The sequence below is a fragment of the Acinetobacter sp. GW821-FHT01E09 genome (assembly GCF_059422385.1).
The window spans coordinates 3883433-3897581 of the sequence record NZ_JBWKWU010000001.1; the positions used below are offsets into that span (position 1 = coordinate 3883433).

A 14149-nucleotide genomic window follows, 5' to 3' on the forward strand; every position below is an offset into this window, starting at 1 on the left:
ATAGCGTTTAACGTCGGTCTAGAGGTACCCACTCGATTACCCAAGCCGACTTCATGCCTAGACTCGCATCAGAATTGATCTTCTTACGTGCTGAATCCGCAGTCTCTCGATCTTTCGATGGTCCAACCATAATACGAATACCTTTTGAGGTTGGACTCTTGGTCACTTTGTAGCCCTTGGCACGTAGTTTAGCAGCGACAGCATCTGCATTGGCTTCATTGGCGGCAAGCGCAACTTGTACCATCCATTGCTTATCACCATTTTCAAGCAAATCACGTGCTTTTTCAGCTTCCGCTTTTTTCTTTGCTTCTTCTTGTGCTTTGTGCTTTTTATCCGCTTCTGCTTTCTTGTCTTCCGCTTGCTTTTTCTCAGCAGCGGCTTTCTTTTCAGCATCTAGCTTACGTTTTTCATCTGCTTTTTGTTGTTCTTCTAATTTACGTTTCTTTTCTTCAGCGGCTTTTTTATCTGCCTCTGCGGTAGCTTGACGCTTCTGCTCAGCTAACTTTTTTTCAGCATCAGCTTTTTGCTTTAATTGAGCATTTTGCTGTTCAAGTTTTTTCTGCTCTGCTGCTTTCTGTTGTGCTTTGGCTTTTTCATCCTGTACCAGCTCAGGAGGAATATCAGCCCCTTCCTGTGCTGCCGCAGCAGCTGCACCACGTCTTGCATTTGCAGCGGCATACTCTTCAGCTGCTTTACGTGCAGCATCTGCTTCTGCCTGTTGTTGCGTACGTAAAAAATCTGCTGCTTTTGCTTCTTGTTCAGCAACCGCTTTTTCACGGGCACGCTTCTGCTCTTCTAACAGACGTTTTTCAGTCGCAACATCGACAGTCAATGGCTGCAATTGTACAGGCTCACCTGCAGGTGTCGCTTTATTTTGCTGAGCTTGGCTTGTCGGCTGTGTCTCTGCTTGGCTTTGGTGGATTTCTTCTTTACCTTTTAGAAGCAATGCCGCCAATAGAACACCACCACTTAATAAAACAACACCACCCATCCAGCGTTGTTTGTTATTCATTGACATTCGTCTAAATACTCCCAGACCGCTTCTAAGGTATGGAATGAACCACACACCAAAATCAGCTGATTATTATTGGTTTCTGCAAGCGCTGATTGAAATGCTGCTTGTACACAATCAAACTGTTCAACTGTCTCATGCTGTAAAGCAGTTTGTAATTGTTCCAATGATGCCGCACGAGGCACAGTTAACGGTGCAATTTTCCACTTTAATACAGTATTTTTCAACAACTTGACCACAGAATCTACATCTTTGTCGGACAACATTGAAAAAACAGAGACAACTTCTGTGTACTGTTTATTGTATTCTAGGAATTTTCGCAATTGCTTTAACAAAAATTCTACACCATGCGGATTGTGTCCCGCATCAAAAATTACTGTTTTATCGTGTATTTTTCTAATTTCAAAGCGCCCTGACAATTGTGCGTTCTGAATACCTTGCGAAATCGCCTGTTGTGAAACCGTTAAACCGCTCACCAAAATTGCAGCGACAGCCGTAGAAATATTTTCCAGTGCCAAATGTCCCAAAGGAAGTTTTAACGTCGTTCCTGAACTTGCAAAATTCCAAGATTGACCATCTTCTGAGTTGTCATAAAAATAGTCATGGTTTAACGCATACAGCGTGGCATTGGTTTCTTGTATTTTATGTTGTATCGCTTGTGGTATATCTTGTGCGCCGGCAAAAATAACAGGGATATTTGCTCGGATAATACCGGCTTTTTCATAAGCAATTTTTTCAATCGTATCGCCCAGCCAATCGGTATGATCTAAACCAATATTGGTAATCACAGCCACATCTGGATCAATCACATTGACCACATCCAAACGACCACCAAGACCGACTTCAAGTACCCAAACATCACATTGTTTTTGTTTAAAAATAACAAATGCAGCCAAAGTCGTGGCTTCAAAAAAAGATAAAGATAAGTTACAAATACGGCGGGCTTGATCAACCGCAACAAAAGCATCAATCAAAGTTTGATCATTAACTTCTTGTCCAGCCAGCTTAACCCGTTCATTAAAACGATAAATATGTGGAGACTGGTATAAACCAACATTCAACCCTTGCGCATTCAAAATCGCAGCGAGAGTTGTTGTGGTTGAACCTTTGCCATTTGTTCCAGCAACGGTAATCACTTTGGCTTTAGGGTTAATCACCCCGAGTTGTTCTGCCACAGGAATCACGCGCTCTAAGCCTAAATCAATCCCTGTAACGTGAACATGGCTCCAATAATCGAGCCATGTTTGTAAATCATCAGTATTTAAAGGTGCTGTTTGGTTGTTCAAGGCAAATTCATCAGTTTCGCTACAATACGATATACAGTATCACGTAATGCGTGACGATGAACAATTTGATCGATTACACCATGATCAAGCAAAAATTCCGCACGTTGGAACGGTTCTTCCAGCTTCTCACGTACTGTTTGTTCAATCACACGTTTACCCGCGAAACCGATCATCGCTTTAGGTTCAGCAATATGTACATCACCTAACATTGCCAATGATGCTGTTACACCACCATACACTGGATGGGTTAATACCACGATATACGGAAGATGCGCATCTTTGATTTTTTGAATCGCCGCAGAGGTTCGCGCCATTTGCATCAAAGACAACATACCTTCCTGCATACGAGCACCACCTGAAGCAGCAAAACAAATCAGTGGTTGCTTGTCTTTAATCGCTTTTTCAGCAGCTTGTACAAAACGGTCACCGACCACAGTACCCATTGATCCAGCCATAAAGTCGAATTCAAATGCGCATGCAACCATTGCAATATTTTTAACTTGACCTTGCATCACTACAAGGGCTTCAGTTTCACCTGTTTTTTCCTGCGCTTCTTTAATACGCTCTGGATAAGGCTTGCTGTCTACAAAATGTAAAGGATCTTTTGCAGCAAATTCTTGACCAAGTTCAGTGGTCACATTATCAAAAAACCAATTTAAACGATCACGTGCTTTCATTTTCAAATGTTCATCACATGATGGACAAACATAGGCATTGAAAGACATTGCAGTACGAGTCACGAGTGCATGACATTCAGGGCACTCAATGGTTGGTTCTGTAAACGTCGCTTTGAGTGTTTGTTGTTGGTCAGGCATATGAATGCCTGGAACTGTACGATCTGTCCACGGCGTTGTTGCGCTGAGGATTTTCCCTGATTTCACTTCTTGATTCATACTAACTCATCGAGCGCGGCTCGAAGCTCCTTGACTTTATTCACTGCTGCTTCAACAGCTTGTTCTGGTGCAAGATTTGCAAATGGTTTGACAAAAGCACTTCCGACAATCACTGCATCAGCAACTTGACCTACTGCTTTTGCAGAAGCGGCATCACTAATCCCAAAACCGACCCCAACTGGAATATCGGTAAAGGTTTTGATTTTTTCAATACGTGCTGCAACTTCCGTTGTATCCAATGTTGCTGCACCCGTTACGCCTTTTAGAGACACATAGTAAATAAAGCCACTTGCTTGTTTCACTACATGCTGAATACGTTCATCGGTAGAGGTTGGTGCAAGCAAGAAGATTTGATCCATATTGTACTTTTGCAATACTTCATCTAAATCTTGTGCTTCTTCAGGTGGTAAATCCACAAGAAGTACACCATCAACACCACAGTCATTCGCATAAGCCACAAACTTTTCATAACCAATCACTTCAACAGGGTTTAAATACCCCATTAAAACAACTGGCGTTGTTGTGTCTTTTTGGCGAAATTCTTTAACCATATTCAAGGCATCAAAGGTATTGGTACCCGCAGCTAAAGCGCGCTCTGCTGCAAGTGCAATCACTGGACCATCTGCCATAGGATCGGAAAATGGCAATCCAAGTTCAACTACGTCTACGCCTGCTGCAACCATTTGATGTAACAATGGTACGGTTACATGTGGTTGAGGATCACCCGCCATAACATAAGAAACCAAAGCCTTACGCTGTTGAGATTTAAGCTGTGCAAAACGAGTGGCTAAACGTGACATAGGATTGTACATTCCTTGAATTGTTCAAACTTGAGGAGTTTTTAGATCATTAAACACCAGTAAATAAATTCAAAATGGATTTATTTACGGTTTAATCATCCAAATGTATAAATACAAGACACTGCATTGTAACGCTATTTTTTACTCAAAGGATAGAGTCACATAGTCGCTCTCGCGTATCTTGTTTTATATCACAAATAATAAAACAACCCATGGATACATTTAGCGCTATTTTCAAGTTGAGGACAATGATCAAAGCTACCTATTTTCAAGCTTGTAAAAAAATATCATTATGAGTAAAAAATAAAGTTAAATCATCACTCTACAGCCAAACACCCTATCACCTACATCACTTAATTATTTTTCAGAAATTGCAAAAGCTGTTTATACTAGTCAGGATTCTGATTTTTTATCTCCTCTTATGACCACACATTCTCAGGCTAAAGTGCAAGCCAGCGTGCTTGCGCTCTTGCCGCTTATTGTTTTTTTAGCCATTTTTTTAGGCAGTGGTATTTATCACACGATCATTGGTACTGAGTTTGCTTTTTATCAAGTGAAAGCCCCTATTGCTGCTCTTCCTGCAATTATTTTAGCCATCCTGCTGTATAGAGGGAAAATCAATGCCGCTATAGAAACATTTTTGCATGGTGCAAGCCATCCCAATTTAATTTTGATGTTTATGGTCTTTATGCTTGCAGGTGCCTTTGCCAGCGTAACCAGTGCCATCGGTAGTGTGGACTCCACTGTTCAATTTGGTTTATCAATTATTCCATCTGAATTTGTCCTGCCGATGCTTTTCATCATTTCCGCCTTTATTGCCACGGCAATGGGAACATCGATGGGAACCATTGCTGCATGTGCGCCGATTGCTTTTGGTTTTTCTCAAGCAACGGATATTCAGCCCATTTATGCAATTGGTGCTGTGGTCAGTGGGGCAATGTTTGGTGATAACTTATCCATGATTTCAGACACCACCATTGCAGCAACTCGAAGTCTAAATGTAGAACTGCGTGACAAATTTCGAGTGAATATCTGGATTGCACTGCCTGCTGCGATTATCACTATATTGGTTTACATTTTGACCAGTCATCATGCACAAACTATTGAATATAAAAGTTATAACTTATGGCTTATTTTGCCTTATGTAATCGTGTTCTTTTTAGCATTTACACGTTTACATGTACTTGCAGTACTGACCATCGGAATAGTACTTTCGGGTTGTCTTGGCATCATTGAAAATCCTGAATTTACCCTACTTAAATACAATGCCGCTATTTATGATGGCTTTGTGGGTATGTTTGAGGTTGCCTTACTTTCTATGTTCTTAGGTGGTTTATCTGCCATTATGCAAAAAGAAGGCGGTTTAGAATGGTTAATTCAACGTATTTACGCCTTAACCCGTCGATTTAAAATCGGTCAACAACGTGCGGGAGAAATTGGAATTAGCTTCCTTGTGGTTTTCTCAAATGTGTTTGTCGCAAATAATACGGTTGCCATCATCTTATCTGGAGACATGGCACGAGAAGTTGCCAAAGAATATGCTGTTGATCCCAAACGTGCAGCCGCATTTATGGATATTTTCTCTTGTGTGGTTCAGGGCTTGATTCCATACGGTGCACAACTATTACTTGCATGCTCAATTGCCAAACTGTCCCCTGTTGAGCTGATTGGTTCGATTTACTATTGTTGGGTATTGGCAATATTTGCAGTCTTGGCAATCGTATTTAGATTTCCCAAGTTAAAGACAACTTAAAATCATGCTGAATCATGGTTTTAAAAAACCAATTCAACAATCAGATCAACCTGTGTTTTGAGCATAAATTAAAAAATCACAATCATACCAAATACTTAGATAGCAGCGATACTATCTAAGTGTTTGGTTTTTAAAGTATACTTTCTTTACACAGTTTTTCACGATGACTTCAACTGTTGTTTTTTCTCGAGCAGGGTTTGCCCACTAAAGGCCTTATATGCTCTGGTTAAAGCTGACTGATCTGAATAACCTAACTGCATCGCTATTTCACTGAACGGCATGTGGCTTTCCAATAAAAACTCACAACGCTTCATCCTTTCAATCTCTACAATTTTTTTAAACGATGTCTGTAAGTCACTTAACTGTCGTTGTAAAGTCCGTGTGGATATATGAAGTTCTTGAGTAAGTTCTTCGATTTTTGGGGCGTGTTGTTTTAACTTTAAATATTCTGCCACAATCAAATGTAAGCGTTGAGCAATGGTTTCATAGCGAGGTTTAGACGCAATAGCCTCCTCTGCTTGTTTGACCAAAAGCTGCATTAAGGATGGATCTGCCTGTTGGATTTTTAAATTTAAACCTGCTGAGGCTAAGACAAAACTATATTGCGGTTGATGGAAAGAGACTTCACAGCCGTAGAACTTTTGATAATGATAGATTGCCATCTGTGGTGCATGAGCAAAATGCACCGCATGCAATGGAAATTGATTTGGCGGTACAATTTTACGCGCGAGATGCATCATTAACGCATTGGTAAATTCGTTAATAAGAATATATTTTTCATGATGAAAGGGCCAAATTAAATGTACATATTCTCCCTTGAGCTGCATTTGCATTGGAATAACTTCGTCACCATCAATCACCAAACGGCTAAAGCGCATAATATTTTGTAAAGCTTCTGCCACGGTTGTACTTCGTGATGCCATATAGCCCAAAACACCAAAATGCTCAGGTCGCACATATTCTGCCATTTCAAAAACGATCTGAGGGCAATCTAGCGCTTGTTTGGTTTTTTCAATCAGTTGATGAAAGAAGAAATAGGAAGATTGTGTATCAATCGGCTGTGACAAAATTCCAATTAAATGTTTTTTTTCATCCGCTTGTAAGAAATCAAGCGTCGCAAGATCAATCCCTCGTTCAGACAGATACATCTGCCAGAGATGAAAATAACCATTTGGGATCTGTAATTCCTGCATCGTCTTGCACTCTTTTTAATCCTTTAACTTAGAAAATTGACATTGCAAATTTTCATTTTGTCGTAAAATGTATAAAAAATGGCAATATCTGTCAAAACAAACTTGCAAAATCCCGACATACTGAAATCATCAACAGTGATGCAAGTAAAATAAAATGAATGCATTAGTTACATATCAGGTCGATCCAGTGGTTCGAACCAAGCTCAACTTTAAACTTGAGGAAGTACCGCGCTTCTGGTTTGGTGGAGATCCATTCCGCACACGACTATTTGACGCACTCAGTCTGACCTTCCCAGATGGTGAACGCTATTTCATAGAAAGTGTCCGACTCTTCCGTGACAAAATCACCGATCCAGATTTACAACAACGTGTTGCTGATTTTATTCGTCAAGAAGCCCAACATGGTATTGCGCATGACAAAATGAATCAGGTTATGAAAGATCAAGGCATGCCTGTCGATCAATTTATCCAACTTTTAAGTAAGATTTTTAAATTTGAATTGAGCCAACGCTCGCCTCAATACAATATTGCGATGACAGCTGCTGCTGAACATCTCACCGCTTTGATGGCAGAAACATTTTACCGCCATAAAGCAACCTTATCTGAAGCACACCCTTATGTCCGAGCCTTACTCGCATGGCATTCTATTGAAGAAATGGAACATCGAGATGTCGCCTTTGATGTGATGCAACAAGTTGGTGAGGTCCCCGACAACTTACGTCGATTTGCTTTAGCCTTTACCACCATAATGATGTTCAACTTCACCCTCTACCGTGCCAATATCATGCTTAAACATGATGGATTCAGCCGTATAGAACGTTTAAAAATGGCAACGCAAGGATTGCCTTGGTTCTTCGGTAAAAAAGGGATTTTATCTGCAATGAAAAATGAATATTTGGACTGGTTTAAAAAAGATTTTCATCCGAGCCAACACCCTGTAATTCGACAATATCAAGTTTGGGTCGATACGATGGCTGAAACCAATGATCCTATTCAAGCAGGTGAAGCATTCTGGCAGGCTGGACTATAGCTGTCTTGATATAAACCGATCAGTTCTGTCCTGAATAGGGATTTGAACTGAATAATGCGAGAAATAAAACAATGAATGCATATGTAAAACACCAAGTTGACCCTGTGGTTCGCAGCAATTTAGATTTTAGATTGAATGAAGTTCCACGCTTTTGGTTTGATAATGACCCTTTTCGTACCCGTATGTTTGATGCGCTGAGTTTGACCTTTCCTGTAGGTGAAAGATATTTCATTCAAAGTGTTCGAGCACTGCGTGACAAAATCACCGATCCAGATTTACAGCAACGTGTCACGGATTTTATTCGACAGGAAGCACAGCACGGTATTGCACATGACAAAATGAATGAAGAAATGCTGCACCAAGGCATGCCTGTTGATCAGTTTGTAAAATTTATGGGTGCGCATTTCGAACATATACTGAAACATCGTTCCAAACAGTACAACATTGCCATGACTGCAGCAGCAGAACATCTTACCGCATTAATGGCAGAAACTTTTTACAGTAAACAAGAGACTTTAGCAGAGGTTCACCCTTTTGTACGTGCTCTATTTGCTTGGCATTCAATCGAAGAAATGGAACATCGAGATGTCGCTTTTGATGTCATGAAAGAGGTTGGAGAAGTTCCTGAAAACTTACGTAAATTTGCGCTTGCCTTTGTCACTTTACAAATGTTTGGATTTACCTTTTACCGTGCCAATGTCATGCTCAAATACGATGGATTCAGTCGTTTGCAACGTGCTCAATTTGCACTCAAAGGTATTCCATGGTTTTTTGGCAAATACGGTAAATTATCAGCAATGCGTGAACAATACTTAGATTGGTTTAAGCCTGACTTTCATCCGAGCCAACACCCTGTGATTCGACAATATCAGGTTTGGGTCGATGTTTTGGCCGAAACCAATGATCCGATTCAAGCAGGTGAAGCATTTTGGAAGGCTGCTTTATAAGGTTAAAAAAGCTTTAAATAAGAACAGCCTTACCATTTCGCGTAATGCTGTTCCAACAAACCATAGGCTTGATCTAACTGAATACACTCACCCACTTCAGATTCGACCGTACCACTAATGCGTGATTGCCATTGGCTAAACTGACTCCCCACCAAACGTAAATTTAAGTTTTCAAATCTCCGCCAGCCGGTTTCTACTGTCAGATTTAATTTCTGGTCTAAAGAGCGAATTGACCACAGGTTTGCATCTAACTTTTCAAACAGTACATCGGCAACTGCATATAGAACACCATTGACCCAAAGACAATTTTCATTGCCAAAACTCTCGTTTACACCCGAAGCGAGGTTTAAGCCTATACGGTTTCCTTGCGTATCCCAAAAGTTACACGATAACCAAAACCATGCTGTTTCGGGTCTTAGAAATCCACAGGTGTCATCGAGAGATGCCAAAGTTTTTTCATTAAAATCTATACGTGCTTTGTCTTTACTGATAAAAAAGCCTTCTACAGCCAAGGTGGTTTTCTTTTGCGTATAAGTCCAACCATTAATACCATTAGGACTGCATAAGCTTAAAGGTTCCGTTCCTGCACAAAAAATGCGGGCTTTTAACTGCTCTTCACCATTTCGAGTTGCCCGTATATAACGCACACCATTGGCATGTTGCATTTCAAATTCAAAAGGTGATTTATTAAAGTGACTTTGGCTATACAAAGGCTGCTCATCTAAGCTTGTCCCTCGCCCTAAGATCGTATTGGCATTCCATTCTAAAACTTCATTCGTTGAATGGTCATAGACATAAATAAAGCCGTGCCCAGCCCAACCAATATCGGCAATTGCGATACCGATAGAATAGTGTTCATGCTGGATACCACAAAATTTAAACTTTTTATATTTTAAATGTTTACGCCAACCTGTTAATACTTTGCCATACGGGGTTTTGTAGATATATTGATTAACATTAATCTTACTCGGCACATCTTTAAAACGCCCATAACGGGGTTGACCATTGCTTTGTATTAAATCCATGTGAATTCCCAATCCTTTTATAAGGGAAGTATCAGACTTTAGTCGGTCCTTCGATTATTGCTATTTTTTCAAATTTAGCAACACCATCACACACCAAATCAATCCACTTTTATCACGATTTAACCTATAAAATATTCACTTGATAGATAAAATATGACCTTGATTTAATTCATAAAAAATAGGGCGAATGCCCTATTTTTTAATCTGCAAAAATTACTTTGCAGGACCACCCCACTGATTTGTTTCAGGTTTGGTATCTGAAGCTAACCAGTAAATTAAAACAAAAGCGCCAAAAGGAACAAAAGCAATCAAGTACCACCAACCTGTTCTTCCCGTATCATGTAAACGTCGAGCAGCAGCTGAAATTGAAGGCACGATCAGCGCTAATGCACTAATAAAATACAATACAGATGGTTTCTTAAAAATGATTGAGTCAATAATTGCTGCAATGATCAGCACAGCAAACTGTACCAATACAAAGAACCAATATTCTTTACGGCGAGCACGCCCAGAAAAATTGGCATAATTACTTAAACATTTTTTAAACCAATCAATCGCATTATATTGATCTTCGGTTTTATTTTGTGACATTGCTTTTCTCTCTTTATTTTATAAGTGTTACTGACATTTTTTGTACTAAAGCTGTAGCCAGATATTAACTGGTTTTGCATATTTTTCATACACTTTTATTCTGTAAAAAGCAAAATCTATTCGAAAAAAGAAAGAGGTCCTTGACCTCTTTCTGTGCAAATCATTGTCTAATCTATGCTTGAGACATTCATCTACAATTTTTAAAGCAATATATAAAAATCAGATAATCTTTCCATGTGGAATTTGATCAATTAACTTTTGCGGTGCTTTAAAACGTTCGCCATATTTTGCTTCAAGCGAGTTCGCTCGAAGCAAAGCTTTTTCTAAACCATACTGATTTAAGAATTGAATCGCACCACCCGTCCACGGTGCAAAGCCAATACCAAAAATTGAACCGATATTGGCATCAATCACAGATTCCAAGACATGTTCTTCATAACAACGTAAGGTATCTAAAGCCTGAACAAATAGGAAACGGTCAATCATTTCCTGTTCAGAAATATCAACATCTTTCTTCCAGTGGCTTAAGCCATCCCAAAGATGCTTTTTGCCACCTTCAGGATACTCATAGAAACCAGCACCCGCAGCCTTGCCTTTACGTTCAAAGGTGTGAATCATGGTTTCAATAACATCATCAGCACCTGAAAGCGGTAAATCCTTACCTTCAGCCTGAAGGGCTTTACGAGTTTCTTTGGCCACATGCTCAGAAAGCGTTAATGCCACTTCATCTTGAATCGCCAATGGGCCAACAGGCATACCTGCTTTTAGTGCTGCCATCTCAATACGTGCAGGATGTACACCCTCGTGCAGTAAACGCAAACCTTCTTGCACAAATGTACCAAACACACGGCTGGTGAAGAAACCACGGCTATCATTGACCACAATTGGTGTTTTGCCAATTTGTTGCACATAGTCATAGGCTTTTGCTAAGGTTTCAGCAGAGGTATTTTTACCTTTGATGATTTCAACCAGTTGCATTTTATCGACAGGACTAAAGAAATGTAGACCAATAAAATGCGTATCATCTTTAGAGGCTTTGGCTAAACCCGTGATCGGTAATGTTGATGTATTTGACGCCATGACACCATTATTGGCAAGAAATTGTTCCGCTTCTTGAGTCACTTTGGCTTTTAATTCTTGATTTTCAAATACAGCTTCGATAATCAAATCACAGCCTTTTAAGTCTTCTGCAGAAGCCGTTGCAGTAATTAAACTTAAAACTTGATCACGCTTTTCCGCGCTCATACGACCTTGCGAAACACGTTTATCCAATAGTTTTTGGCTATAGGCTTTACCTTTTTCAGCATTTTCCACAGAGACATCTTTTAGCACAACTTGAATGCCTTTGATTGCTGTCGAATATGCAATACCCGCGCCCATCATGCCTGCACCAAGTACACCCACTTTGGTCGCTTGCCACTTGGCAATGTTTTTAGGACGACTTGCACCTGCTTTAATTGCATTCAAACCATGCCAGAACGTTCCAATCATATTCTTGGCAACTTGCCCTGTTGCAAGATAAGTAAAGTAACGCCCCTCTATACGGAAAGCGGTATCTACATCAACTTGGGCACCTTCAACCGCAGCAGCCATGATCGCTTCAGGCGCTGGATAACAGCCCTTGGTTTTATCACGCAACATTGCAGGTGCAATTGCCAGAATCTGAGCAACCGCAGGTGTTTTAGGATCGCCACCCGGAATTTTATAACCTTTCACATCATAAGGCTGTTGAGATTTTGGATTGGCTTTAATCCAAGCAATCGCTTTGTTCAGCATGTCTTGCTCGCTATCCGCAAGCTCATTGACTAAACCTAGAGACTTGGCTTTATCTACCCCAAATTGCTTACCTTCCATAAGGAATGGGAATGCATTTTGTAAACCCAGCAGGCGCACCATACGCACCACACCACCGCCACCGGGAAGTAAGCCCAGTGTTACTTCTGGTAAACCTAATTTGGTTTTTAGATCGTTTAAAGCAATACGATAATGGCAACTTAAAGCAATTTCCCAACCACCACCTAGCGCTGTACCATTAATCGCCGCAACCACAGGAACACCTAAGGTATCAATCGTACGAAGATCACCTTTTAGCTTGGCAGTCATATTAAAGAATTCAGTGGCATGTTCTGGCGTTGCCTCAATCAGCTCATCCAGATCACCGCCGGCAAAAAAAGTTTTTTTCGCAGAACGATAAATCACACCTTTTAAATCTGTTTCAGATTTAAGCTTGGACACAACATTTTCTAAAGCCACACGAAAATCAGCATTCATGGTATTTGCAGACTGGTTTGGAGAATCCATCGTTAAAATAACAATGCCATCCGCATTTTTTTCATATTGAATTGCACTCATTATTATTCTCCTTATACCAACTCAATAATGGTCGCAATACCCATGCCACCACCTACACACAATGTTGCTAGACCACGTTTTTTACCCTGACGTTCTAATTCATCAAGCAGCGTACCAAGAATCATTGCCCCTGTTGCGCCCAATGGGTGCCCCATTGCAATCGCGCCCCCATTTACATTGACTTTTTCAGCTGGAACTTTAAGTTCAGTCATAAAACGCATCACCACAGATGCAAAGGCTTCATTTACTTCAAAGAGATCAATATCATCTATGCTGAGACCTGCTTTTGCCAGTGCTTTACGCGCAGCAGGTGCAGGGCCTGTGAGCATAATGGTTGGATCTGTTCCAACCAATGCTGTTGCTAACACTTTTGCACGAGGTTTTAAACCTTGCTCTTTGACTGCTTTTTCAGAAGCAATGAGTACTACGGCAGCACCATCTACGATGCCTGATGAGTTTCCAGCATGATGTACATGGTTAATTTTTTGTGCTTCTGGATATTGTTGTAATGCAATCGCATCAAAGCCCATTCCACCCATCATTTCAAAACTTGGATTAAGTTTTGCCAAGCCTTCAGCAGTTGTACTTGGTTTAATGAATTCATCTTTTTCAAGAATCGTAACACCAGCTTTATCTTTCACTGCAACCACGGACTGATCAAAGCGTCCCGCTGCCTGTGCAGCAGCAGCTTTACGTTGTGAGTTGGCAGCAAACTCATCCACATCTGTACGACTATAACCGTCGAGCGTAGCAATTAAGTCCGCGCCAATCCCTTGAGGAACAAAATGTGATTTTAAATTTGTTTCAGGATCCAGTGCCCAAGGCCCACCATCAGAACCCATTGGAATACGTGACATAGACTCTACGCCACCAGCAACAACAATATCTTCCCAGCCTGAACGTACTTTTTGTGCAGCCATATTGACAGCTTCAAGACCTGAAGCACAGAAACGATTGATTTGCACACCGGCAACATCATTGTCCCAGCCTGCCGCAATTGCAGCAGTTTTAGCAATATCACCGCCTTGATCGGCAATTGGTGTTACACAACCCAGTACGATATCGTCTACTTTTGAAGTATCAAGCTGATGACGATCTTTCAATTCATTGAGCAATGTGGTTAATAATGTAATTGGTTTCACTTCATACAGTGAACCATCTTTTTTTCCTTTTCCGCGTGGTGTGCGAATGGCATCAATGATGTAAGCCTCGCTCATAGCTGTTCCTTCTTATGACTTCTAGGTTGTTATCTGCTTTGAGTGTACGT

Annotated in this window: 12 protein-coding genes; 3 read left to right on the forward strand and 9 right to left on the reverse strand. The window is 40.6% G+C overall.

Going from position 1 to position 14149, the window contains the following annotated elements:
* Window positions 1-7: 7 nt before the first annotated feature.
* From AC07U8_RS17680 to trpA, 4 genes are read right to left on the reverse strand one after another with little or no spacing between them, the layout of a single operon-like run.
* Window positions 8-1018 carry an SPOR domain-containing protein gene (locus tag AC07U8_RS17680; protein WP_034614613.1) on the reverse strand — a complete coding sequence of 337 codons (1011 nt, stop codon included), beginning with the start codon at window positions 1016-1018 and terminating at the stop codon, window positions 8-10.
* On the reverse strand, window positions 1009-2298 hold the full coding sequence (gene folC, locus AC07U8_RS17685) for a bifunctional tetrahydrofolate synthase/dihydrofolate synthase (RefSeq protein ID WP_270386005.1): 1290 nt from the start codon (window positions 2296-2298) through the stop codon (window positions 1009-1011). The genes AC07U8_RS17680 and folC overlap by 10 nt, the downstream gene beginning before the upstream one ends.
* The gene (gene accD / locus AC07U8_RS17690) at window positions 2295-3191 is read right to left on the reverse strand and encodes an acetyl-CoA carboxylase, carboxyltransferase subunit beta (protein WP_004723984.1); all 897 of its coding nucleotides are present in this window, start codon (window positions 3189-3191) and stop codon (window positions 2295-2297) included. Before accD ends, folC begins: the two co-directional genes overlap by 4 nt.
* A complete protein-coding gene (gene trpA / locus AC07U8_RS17695) occupies window positions 3188-3991 on the reverse strand; it encodes a tryptophan synthase subunit alpha (RefSeq protein ID WP_004723986.1) in 804 nt (267 codons plus the stop codon). The genes accD and trpA overlap by 4 nt, the downstream gene beginning before the upstream one ends.
* A gap of 421 nt (window positions 3992-4412) precedes the next feature.
* Here trpA and AC07U8_RS17700 point away from each other — a divergent pair, with 421 nt between their 5' ends.
* Window positions 4413-5744: a Na+/H+ antiporter NhaC family protein gene (locus AC07U8_RS17700; RefSeq protein WP_239044911.1), complete on the forward strand. Its 1332-nt coding sequence runs from the start codon at window positions 4413-4415 to the stop codon at window positions 5742-5744.
* Window positions 5745-5902: 158 nt separating this feature from the next.
* Here the strand turns inward: AC07U8_RS17700 and AC07U8_RS17705 are convergent, their stop codons facing one another.
* Complete coding sequence (locus AC07U8_RS17705; protein WP_034614608.1) at window positions 5903-6937, reverse strand: AraC family transcriptional regulator; 1035 nt, start codon at window positions 6935-6937, stop codon at window positions 5903-5905.
* A gap of 154 nt (window positions 6938-7091) precedes the next feature.
* On the opposite strand from AC07U8_RS17705, the gene AC07U8_RS17710 reads away from it, so the two are divergent.
* Together AC07U8_RS17710 and AC07U8_RS17715 are read left to right on the forward strand one after the other, a co-directional pair.
* The gene (locus tag AC07U8_RS17710) at window positions 7092-7967 is read left to right on the forward strand and encodes a metal-dependent hydrolase (protein ID WP_004723993.1); all 876 of its coding nucleotides are present in this window, start codon (window positions 7092-7094) and stop codon (window positions 7965-7967) included.
* A gap of 71 nt (window positions 7968-8038) precedes the next feature.
* A complete protein-coding gene (locus AC07U8_RS17715) occupies window positions 8039-8914 on the forward strand; it encodes a metal-dependent hydrolase (RefSeq protein WP_270385997.1) in 876 nt (291 codons plus the stop codon).
* A 29-nt stretch (window positions 8915-8943) separates the two neighbouring features.
* Here the strand turns inward: AC07U8_RS17715 and AC07U8_RS17720 are convergent, their stop codons facing one another.
* The 4 genes from AC07U8_RS17720 to AC07U8_RS17735 all read right to left on the reverse strand — a co-directional run bounded on the left by AC07U8_RS17720 (window position 8944) and on the right by AC07U8_RS17735 (window position 14099).
* Window positions 8944-9939 (reverse strand): DUF2804 domain-containing protein, encoded by a 996-nt coding sequence (locus AC07U8_RS17720; protein ID WP_244014029.1) that lies wholly within the window; start codon window positions 9937-9939, stop codon window positions 8944-8946.
* A 213-nt stretch (window positions 9940-10152) separates the two neighbouring features.
* Window positions 10153-10530 carry a DUF805 domain-containing protein gene (locus tag AC07U8_RS17725; RefSeq protein ID WP_004817765.1) on the reverse strand — a complete coding sequence of 126 codons (378 nt, stop codon included), beginning with the start codon at window positions 10528-10530 and terminating at the stop codon, window positions 10153-10155.
* 219 nt (window positions 10531-10749) lie between these two features.
* Window positions 10750-12882 carry a 3-hydroxyacyl-CoA dehydrogenase NAD-binding domain-containing protein gene (locus AC07U8_RS17730; RefSeq protein WP_270385991.1) on the reverse strand — a complete coding sequence of 711 codons (2133 nt, stop codon included), beginning with the start codon at window positions 12880-12882 and terminating at the stop codon, window positions 10750-10752.
* 11 nt (window positions 12883-12893) lie between these two features.
* Window positions 12894-14099 carry an acetyl-CoA C-acetyltransferase gene (locus AC07U8_RS17735; protein WP_004817769.1) on the reverse strand — a complete coding sequence of 402 codons (1206 nt, stop codon included), beginning with the start codon at window positions 14097-14099 and terminating at the stop codon, window positions 12894-12896.
* Window positions 14100-14149: the final 50 nt, after the last annotated feature.

Excerpts from the sequence above, each read along its gene's own strand:
- AC07U8_RS17715 (WP_270385997.1), top strand. The coding sequence starts at position 8,039 with ATGAATGCATATGTAAAACACCAAGTTGACCCTGTGGTTCGCAGCAAT.
- AC07U8_RS17700 (WP_239044911.1), top strand. The coding sequence starts at position 4,413 with ATGACCACACATTCTCAGGCTAAAGTGCAAGCCAGCGTGCTTGCGCTC.
- accD (WP_004723984.1), bottom strand. The coding sequence starts at position 3,191 with ATGAATCAAGAAGTGAAATCAGGGAAAATCCTCAGCGCAACAACGCCG.
- trpA (WP_004723986.1), bottom strand. The coding sequence starts at position 3,991 with ATGTCACGTTTAGCCACTCGTTTTGCACAGCTTAAATCTCAACAGCGT.
- AC07U8_RS17710 (WP_004723993.1), top strand. The coding sequence starts at position 7,092 with ATGAATGCATTAGTTACATATCAGGTCGATCCAGTGGTTCGAACCAAG.
- AC07U8_RS17725 (WP_004817765.1), bottom strand. The coding sequence starts at position 10,530 with ATGTCACAAAATAAAACCGAAGATCAATATAATGCGATTGATTGGTTT.
- AC07U8_RS17680 (WP_034614613.1), bottom strand. The coding sequence starts at position 1,018 with ATGTCAATGAATAACAAACAACGCTGGATGGGTGGTGTTGTTTTATTA.
- AC07U8_RS17720 (WP_244014029.1), bottom strand. The coding sequence starts at position 9,939 with ATGGATTTAATACAAAGCAATGGTCAACCCCGTTATGGGCGTTTTAAA.
- AC07U8_RS17735 (WP_004817769.1), bottom strand. The coding sequence starts at position 14,099 with ATGAGCGAGGCTTACATCATTGATGCCATTCGCACACCACGCGGAAAA.
- AC07U8_RS17705 (WP_034614608.1), bottom strand. The coding sequence starts at position 6,937 with ATGCAGGAATTACAGATCCCAAATGGTTATTTTCATCTCTGGCAGATG.
- AC07U8_RS17730 (WP_270385991.1), bottom strand. The coding sequence starts at position 12,882 with ATGAGTGCAATTCAATATGAAAAAAATGCGGATGGCATTGTTATTTTA.